This window comes from Micromonospora sp. NPDC005707 (genome assembly GCF_040631005.1).
Classification (GTDB): Bacteria; Actinomycetota; Actinomycetes; order Mycobacteriales; family Micromonosporaceae; genus Micromonospora.
Window position 1 is genome coordinate 1 of record NZ_JBEXYR010000036.1, and the last position, 6,958, is coordinate 6,958.

Sequence of the window (6,958 nt, forward strand, 5' to 3'; positions counted from 1 at the left end):
CGCCGCGGCGGGGGTCGGTCCGGCGGCCGGGCGCGGGGGGGGGGTCCCCGGCGCCTCCCACCGGGTTGTCGCCGTGTTGCCCGGGAGGGGGGGCCGCGGCCGCGATCGCCTCCGCCACCCGGCGCCGGGTGTCCGCCGGCTCGATGATCTCGTCGACCACACCGAGCGACAGCCCCCGGTCCAGCCCGCCCGCCTCGACCTCGTGGGCGGCGACGAGCCGGGCCAGCAGGGCCGGCCGTTCCTCGTCGGAGGCCGCGGCGAGCGCCCGGCGGTGCAGGACCTCCACCGCCGCCTGCGCGCCCATCACCGCCACCTCGGCGTCGGGCCAGGCCAGCACCGCGCTGGCGCCGAGCGAGCGGGAGTTCATGGCGATGTACGCGCCGCCGTACGACTTGCGGGTGATCAGCGTGACCCGGGGCACCACCGCCTCGCCGAAGGCGTGCAGCAGCTTCGCGCCGCGCCGGACCACCCCGCCGCTCTCCTGGCCCACCCCGGGGAGGTAGCCCGGCACGTCCACGATCACCAGCAGCGGCACCCCGAACGAGTCGCACATCCGCACGAACCGCGACGCCTTCTCGGCCGACAGCGAGTCCAGGCAGCCACCCTTGTGGAGCGGGTTGTTGGCGATCACGCCGATGGCCCGCCCGCCCAACCGGCCGAGCCCGGTCACGATGTTGCGCGCCCACCGGGGCTGCGACTCCTCGAAGTCCCGGTCGACGATGGCGCGGACCAGCGGTCGCACGTCGTACGCCCGGCGGGCCGTCTCGGGCAGCAACGCCCGCAGGTCGCGTGGCTCGGCGACGGCGGTGGGGTCGACGACGCCGGGATGCGCGAGGAGCGCGGTGAACCGGCGGGCCCGCTGGTAGGCGTCGGCCTCGGAGTCGGCGATGACGTGGGCCACCCCGGAGGACCAGCTGTGCGTCCCGGCGCCGCCGAGGGTCTCCATGTCGACCTGTTCGCCGGTCACCCGGCGGACCACGTCCGGCCCGGTGACGAAGAGCCGGCCGTTGGTCGCGGAGAGGATGACCAGGTCGGTCAGGGCGGGCCCGTACGCGGCCGCGCCGGCCGCGGGACCGAGGACGACGGAGAGCTGCGGGACCCGGCCCGAGGCGCGGATCATCGCGGCGAACATCTGCCCGACGCCGTCCATCGACTCGATGCCGTCGGCGAGCTTCGCGCCCCCGGAGTGCCACAGCCCGACGACCGGGCAACCCCGGTGCAGGGCCAGGTGGATCGCCTCGACGATGTTGCGGGCCCCGCACGCCCCCAGCGCGCCCCCCATCCGGGAGGCGTCGGTGCAGTACGCCACCGCACGGGCGCCCGCGATCCGGCCGGTCGCCACCGCGACCCCGGCCTCGTCGGCGGGTCGGAACACCGACATGGTGCCCGGGTCGAACAGTTGGCCGAGCCGGACCAGGGGATGCCGCGGATCGGTGGTCGCCTCGACGCCGACGGCGGGGGACACGACGGTGACGGTCATGCGCACTCCTCAGCTTCAGCGCGGCGGACGCGGCGATCGACGCCGGAAATGTGGTCGGACAGTCGCCGCACCCGCGCCAGCATGAGGCGGCGGACTAAAGCCGCGGCAATGCGCGGCCATCGACCGACCAGCATTTCCGGTAGGGGTGCGGATAAGGGTTGGCGGGGCTGTGTGACCTGGCTAACTTGAGCCCTGGTCGGGGTCGGACGAATCCGGTCCGCCCCGCCGCCGACAGCCCGCTGACCACGCGTTACCCGCGGCTCGACCACCGTCGTTCGAGGTTCGTCCCCGTCCGGGAAAACACGTCCACGTCACCGGTCCACACATTCGGCGAATTGCCGCCGACGCCGCCGAATGCGGTGCGGCGACATTGAGGTGAAAGGTTCTCGTGATGACTGACATTTCGCAGCCCACCAGCACCTGTCCCGCCCCGTACGACGGTCGCGACGCCATCGGCCGGGCGGCAGAGGCAGCCCGGCTCATCGACGTCGTCCTCGAGGGCGGACCGCGGCACCTGCCGCCGGAGTGGCGGTCGCAGCGGCTCGCCCCCACCGACCAGAAGGTCAAGCTCGCGCACAACGGCGGCTACGAGCACTTCGAGCACGACGGTGTCGTCCCGGCCGACGGCGAGCCGGTGGTGTTCCGCTGGACCCGCCGCACCCGGGTCGCCGAGTAGCGTGTCGTCCGTGGCGCGTGGACCCGCCGCGCCCGCCGTCCAGGGAGCCTGATCCGCATGCTGCTCGACGCCCTGCACGCCGGCGCCGACCACCCGGCCGCGCTGCGCCTGCGCGGCCGGGACCTGTCCCGGCAGGAGCTGCTCGGCTGGGCCGGGTCGGTGGCCCGGGACATCCGCGGCGCACCGGCCGTGGCGGTCCGGGCGGAGCCCACCGTGACCACCGCCGTCGCGGTGGTCGCCGGGCTGCTGGCCGGCGTGCCGGTCGTCCCGGTGCCGCCGGACGCGGGCCCCGCCGAGCGGGGGCACATCCTCCGCGACTCCGGCGCGGCGCTGCTGCTCACCGGCGACCGGGAGCCGGCCGCCGACGGCGAGCCGCCGGGGCTGCCCATCGAGCGGGCCGGCCGGGCCGACGTCGACTGGGCGCCGCCCAGCCCGGAGCAGCCCGCCCTGATCCTCTACACCAGCGGCACCACCGGCGCGCCCAAGGGCGCGGTGATCCCGCACGCCGCCGTCGCGGCCGGCCTCGACGCCCTCGCCGAAGCCTGGCGGTGGACCGCCGACGACGTGCTGGTCCACGGGCTGCCCCTGTTCCACGTGCACGGTCTGGTGCTAGGCCTGCTCGGCCCGCTGCGCATCGGCTGCCGGCTCGTGCACACCGGGCGGCCCACCCCGCAGGCGTACGCGGCCGCCGGCGGCTCGCTCTACTTCGGCGTCCCCACCGTGTGGTCCCGGATCGCCGCCGACCCCGCCGCCGCCCGGGCGCTGCGCCCGGCCCGCCTGCTGGTGTCCGGCAGCGCCGCCCTGCCGGTGCCGGTCTTCCACCGCCTCGCCGCCTGGTGCGGCCAGCCGCCGCTGGAGCGGTACGGGATGACCGAGACGCTGATCACCGTCAGCGGACGCGCCGCGGGCGACCGCCGTGCGGGCCAGGTCGGGCTGCCGCTGGCCGGCGTGCGGACCCGCCTGGTGGACGACGCGGGCACGCCCGTGCCGGCCGACGGCAGCTCCATCGGCCGCCTCCAGGTCCGCGGGCCGACCCTGTTCAGCGGCTACCTCAACCGGGAGCCGGTGCCCATGCCGGACGGCTGGTTCGACACCGGCGACATCGCGGTGATCGGGCCCGACGGCTGGCACCGGATCGTCGGGCGCGCCTCGATCGACCTGATCAAGACCGGCGGCTACCGGGTCGGCGCCGGCGAGGTCGAGGACGCGCTGCTGGCCCACCCGGCGGTCACCGAGGCCGCCGTGGTCGGCGCCCCGCACCCCGACCTGGGCGAGGAGATCACCGCGTACGTGGTGGCCGACGGGGCCGAGCCGCAGCAGCTCATCGACTTCGTCGCCCGGCACCTGTCCGTGCACAAGCGACCGCGCCGGGTGCACCTGGTCGACCGGCTGCCGCGCAACGCGCTCGGCAAGGTGCAGAAGACGCTGCTGCGGGACCCGGCGCCGGTTAGGGGCGACTAGGGGGTTGGCGCGTCGCACCCCCGTCACTAGCGTCGGGACCCACCACAGCACCGGGAGGTGAACGACGTGGGGCGACCCCGCACCGGCAACCTGCTCGCGGTCAGCGACCTGCACGTCGCGTACCAGGAGAATCGCGACGTGGTGGCCGGCCTGCGTCCGGAGACGGACGACGACTGCCTGATCGTCGCCGGCGACGTCGGCGAGCTCTTCGCCGACGTCGAGTGGGCGCTCACCCTGCTCAGCAGCCGGTTCGCCACGGTGGTCTGGGCGCCGGGCAACCACGAGCTGTGGACGCCCCGGGGGGACCCGGTGCAGTTGCGCGGCGAGGCGCGCTACCGGGAGCTGGTGCGGCTCTGCCGCGAGCTGGGCATCCGCACCCCGGAGGACGACTACCTGATCTGGACCGGCGCGGGCGGCCCGGTGGCCCTCGTGCCGCTCTTCCTGCTCTACGACTACTCGTTCCGGGCCCCGGGCGCCACGACGAAGGCCGACTCGCTGGAGCGGGCGTACGCCGCCGGTGTGGTCTGCACCGACGAGATGCTGCTGCACCCCGACCCGTACCCGAGCCGGGAGGCCTGGTGCTGGGCCCGGGTGGCCGAGACCGGACGCCGCCTGGCCGCGCTGGACCCCGCCGTCCCGACCGTGCTGATCAACCACTTCCCGCTGGTCCGGGAACCGACCCGGATCCTGCGCTATCCCGAGTTCGCGCAGTGGTGCGGCACCGACCTGACCGCCGACTGGCACCTGCGCCACCACGCCGCCGCCGTGGTCTACGGCCACCTGCACATCCCGCGCACCACCGTCCACGACGGTGTGCGCTTCGAGGAGGTCTCGCTGGGCTACCCCCGCGAGTGGCGGCGGCGCGCCACCCCGCCCCGCCCGGTGCGCCGGGTGCTCCTGCCGGAGCCGGTCCGGTGATCGGCGAGCTGCTGCCGGCCGGGGTCGCCGCGGCCGAGGCGTACGGGGACCCGCCGGACGCCCGACTGTTCCCGGCCGAGGAGGCGCTGGTGGCCGGCGCGGTGGAGAAGCGGCGCCGGGAGTTCACCACCGGCCGGCACCTCGCCCGCCGGGCCCTCGCCGAGCTGGGCGTACCCCCCGTCGCACTGCCGGCCGGAACGCGCCGGGAACCGCTCTGGCCGGACGGCACGGTCGGCAGCATCACCCACTGCACCGGCTACCGGGCCGCCGTCGCCGCCCGCGACGGCACCCTGCTCAGCGCCGGCATCGACGCGGAGCCGAACGAACCGCTCCCCACCGGGGTGCTCGACTCGATCTCCCTGCCCGGCGAGCGGGCGCGCGTCGCCGAGCTGCTGCGGCACGACCCGGCGGTGTGCTGGGACCGGCTGCTGTTCAGCGTCAAGGAGTCGGTCTACAAGGCCTGGTTCCCGCTGACCGGGCGCTGGCTGGACTTCGAGGAAGCCGACGTGAGGCTCGACGCGGCCGGCGCCTTCCGGGCCCGGCTGCTGGTGCCGCCGCCGACCCTGGCCGACGGCCGCCCGCTGACCGGCTTCACCGGCCGGTGGCTCGCCCGGCACGGCCTCGTGCTCGCCGCCATCGCCGTGCCCGTGGCCACCCCGACCGTGCCGCACCGCACGGCCCACCCGGCGGGCGCCCGCCGCGGGTCCGGCTGACCTCCGCGCGACCGCAACGCGCGCTTCAAGCTGCCTTTGGCCCGGTCCCGCACGATGGCCCCCTACGCCGCCCGGTCGAACCCGTCGCCCGGCACGAATTGGAGGCCCACGATGAGCGTGGACGGTAAGTGGAACCTGGTGATCGAGTCGCCGATGGGTCGCCAGCAGGTGTCCGTCGATCTCGTGGAGGACGCGGGAACGGTGACCGGCACGATGGTCAACACCGGCCAGAACCTGTCGACGGAGATCTTCGACGGCACGGTCGACGGCGACGCCCTGCAGTTCAAGGCCAAGCTGCCGCACCTGAAGATGACCGTCACCTTCCACCTGGCCGTGCACGGCACCGAGCTGTCGGGCAAGGTCAAGGCGGGCAAGTTCGGCGGCTTCAAGGTGTCCGGCGAGCGTGCCTAGTGAGCCGCCCGAACCGGGTCTCGTCGGCGCTGCGCGCCTGGTGGCGCGAGTACTGGGCGGCCCTGCCCCACTTCGCCGTGACGATGAGCGGCTGGGTTCCGCCCGCGTCGCCCGGCGGCATCGTGGCGGGCCCGCCCGACGGCTGGACCACACCGGCCGGCGGCCCGCCGCCCGGCTGGGCTCCTCCCGCCGCGGGCCCGGCCGGGCGGAACTCGCCCCCGACGGTCCCGGCACCGCGCCGCGATCCTGACGGCGGGCCGTACCCGCCCGACCCTCGTCCCGGCTACCGGCCGGCGCCGCCGCTGAGCCGCCGGGAGCGGCGGGCCTGGGCCGCCCTCACCGGCTCGACGCGGCTCACCTCCGGTGAGGACCCCGGGCGGGCGGACCCGCCCGTGCGCCGCTGAGCCGGAGGTCCCGCACGACGACATCAGGCCCGGGGTGGCGACACCCCGGGCCTGACCGTGTACGGGGGCCTGCGCGCCCCCGCCACCGTCACCCCACCTTCCGGCCCAGCTCCTGGTCGATGAAGTCGAAGATCTCCGTGGTCGACGCGGTGTGGATCCGGCCGTCCAGATCGCCGTCCTCGGCGGCCTCCCACCGCTTGCCCAGCAGCGCCAACCTCCGCTGCAGGCGGTTCCGCACCTCGTGGAAGGTGGCCTCGTCGAGGGTGGCCTCGGCCAGCACCCGGTCCAGCCGGGCGAGTTCATCGAGCACGTCCCCGGGGCGGCCGTCCCCGGTCACCGGGATCCGGGCAAGCAGGTACGTGGCCAGGGCGTCCGCCGTGGGGTGGTCGAAGACCAGCGTGGCCGGGAGCCGCAGCCCGGTGGCGGCGTTGAGCCGGTTGCGCAGCTCGACGGCGGTGAGCGAGTCGAACCCGAGGTCCTTGAACGTGCGCTGCGGCTCGACGGCCTGCGGATCGGTGTGCCCGAGCACGGTCGCGATCTGCTCACGTACCAGCCCGAGCAGGTAGGGCAGCCGCTCGGGCTCCGCCAGTGCGCCGAGCCGGTCGGCCAGCGCCACCTGGGGGGCCGCCGGGCGGCGGGACTCGGGCAGCAGGCCCCGCAGGATCGCCGGCACCGGACCGGTGCGCAGGGCGGCCAGGTGGAGGGCGACCGGCACCAGCGCCGGCTCGCCGCCTGCCAGGGCGGCGTCGAGTAGGGCGTGGGCGTGGTCGGTGGGCATGGGGAGGAGTCCGGTGCGTGCGAGCCGGTGTTGGTCGGTGGTGGTGAGGTGGTCGGTCATGCCGGTGGTTTGGTGCCAGTAGCCCCAGGCGAGGGCGGTGGCGGGGAGGCCGTGGGT

Annotated in this window: 8 protein-coding genes; 6 read left to right on the forward strand and 2 right to left on the reverse strand. The window is 75.6% G+C overall.

Annotation, left to right across the window (positions count from 1 at the left end; translation table 11 throughout):
• Positions 1 to 1,480, reverse strand: a 1,480-nt coding sequence (locus ABZ452_RS32265) for a carboxyl transferase domain-containing protein (RefSeq protein ID WP_357951198.1), incomplete at its 3' end; no start/stop codon positions are given.
• A gap of 391 nt (positions 1,481 to 1,871) precedes the next feature.
• Between ABZ452_RS32265 and ABZ452_RS32270 the strand changes: the two genes are divergently transcribed.
• The 6 genes from ABZ452_RS32270 (at position 1,872) to ABZ452_RS32295 (ending at position 6,063) form a co-directional block, all read left to right on the forward strand.
• A complete protein-coding gene (locus ABZ452_RS32270; RefSeq protein WP_357951201.1) occupies positions 1,872 to 2,156 on the forward strand; it encodes a DUF5988 family protein in 285 nt (94 codons plus the stop codon).
• A gap of 57 nt (positions 2,157 to 2,213) precedes the next feature.
• The gene (locus ABZ452_RS32275) at positions 2,214 to 3,617 is read left to right on the forward strand and encodes an AMP-binding protein (protein ID WP_357951204.1); all 1,404 of its coding nucleotides are present in this window, start codon (positions 2,214 to 2,216) and stop codon (positions 3,615 to 3,617) included.
• 66 nt (positions 3,618 to 3,683) lie between these two features.
• Positions 3,684 to 4,535, forward strand: a complete 852-nt coding sequence (locus ABZ452_RS32280) for a metallophosphoesterase (RefSeq protein ID WP_357951207.1) — start codon at positions 3,684 to 3,686, stop codon at positions 4,533 to 4,535.
• A complete protein-coding gene (locus ABZ452_RS32285) occupies positions 4,532 to 5,248 on the forward strand; it encodes a 4'-phosphopantetheinyl transferase superfamily protein (protein WP_357951210.1) in 717 nt (238 codons plus the stop codon). Before ABZ452_RS32280 ends, ABZ452_RS32285 begins: the two co-directional genes overlap by 4 nt.
• A 111-nt stretch (positions 5,249 to 5,359) precedes the next feature.
• On the forward strand, positions 5,360 to 5,659 hold the full coding sequence (locus ABZ452_RS32290; protein ID WP_357951212.1) for a hypothetical protein: 300 nt from the start codon (positions 5,360 to 5,362) through the stop codon (positions 5,657 to 5,659).
• Positions 5,659 to 6,063 (forward strand): hypothetical protein, encoded by a 405-nt coding sequence (locus ABZ452_RS32295; protein WP_357951215.1) that lies wholly within the window; start codon positions 5,659 to 5,661, stop codon positions 6,061 to 6,063. The genes ABZ452_RS32290 and ABZ452_RS32295 overlap by 1 nt, the downstream gene beginning before the upstream one ends.
• 88 nt (positions 6,064 to 6,151) lie before the next feature.
• Here the strand turns inward: ABZ452_RS32295 and ABZ452_RS32300 are convergent.
• The coding region (locus ABZ452_RS32300; protein WP_357951218.1) for a phosphopantetheine-binding protein at positions 6,152 to 6,958 on the reverse strand (807 nt) is incomplete at its 5' end.

Bases quoted from the DNA above. Each gene is read 5' to 3' on its own strand.
- ABZ452_RS32270 (WP_357951201.1), top strand. From the start codon at position 1,872: ATGACTGACATTTCGCAGCCCACCAGCACCTGTCCCGCCCCGTACGAC.
- ABZ452_RS32275 (WP_357951204.1), top strand. From the start codon at position 2,214: ATGCTGCTCGACGCCCTGCACGCCGGCGCCGACCACCCGGCCGCGCTG.
- ABZ452_RS32290 (WP_357951212.1), top strand. From the start codon at position 5,360: ATGAGCGTGGACGGTAAGTGGAACCTGGTGATCGAGTCGCCGATGGGT.